Source organism: Staphylococcus pettenkoferi (genome assembly GCF_002902685.1).
Classification (GTDB): domain Bacteria; phylum Bacillota; class Bacilli; order Staphylococcales; family Staphylococcaceae; genus Staphylococcus; species Staphylococcus pettenkoferi.
In genome coordinates, this window is sequence record NZ_PPRN01000086.1 from 1 (window position 1) to 725 (window position 725).

The window sequence follows — 725 nt, forward strand, 5'->3', positions numbered from 1 at the left end:
ATCTAATCCTGTTTGATCCCCACGCTTTCGCACATCAGCGTCAGTTGCAGACCAGAAAGTCGCCTTCGCCACTGGTGTTCCTCCATATCTCTGCGCATTTCACCGCTACACATGGAATTCCACTTTCCTCTCCTGCACTCAAGTTTCCCAGTTTCCAATGACCCTCCACGGTTGAGCCGTGGGCTTTCACATCAGACTTAAGAAACCGCCTACGCGCGCTTTACGCCCAATAATTCCGGATAACGCTTGCCACCTACGTATTACCGCGGCTGCTGGCACGTAGTTAGCCGTGGCTTTCTGATTAGGTACCGTCAAGACGTGCATAGTTACTTACACATTTGTTCTTCCCTAATAACAGAGTTTTACGACCCGAAGGCCTTCATCACTCACGCGGCGTTGCTCCGTCAGGCTTTCGCCCATTGCGGAAGATTCCCTACTGCTGCCTCCCGTAGGAGTCTGGACCGTGTCTCAGTTCCAGTGTGGCCGATCACCCTCTCAGGTCGGCTACGTATCGTTGCCTTGGTAAGCCGTTACCTTACCAACTAGCTAATACGGCGCGGGTCCATCTATAAGTGACAGCAAGACCGTCTTTCACTGTAGGACCATGCGGTCCAACATGTTATCCGGCATTAGCCCCGGTTTCCCGGAGTTATTCCAGTCTTATAGGTAGGTTACCCACGTGTTACTCACCCGTCCGCCGCTAACGTCGGGGGAGCAAGCTCCCC

General features: G+C 53.2%; 1 rRNA gene. It reads right to left on the minus strand.

What is annotated here, in order from left to right:
* Positions 1 to 725: ribosomal RNA gene (locus tag CD126_RS11620) — 16S ribosomal RNA — on the minus strand; the annotation flags it as partial.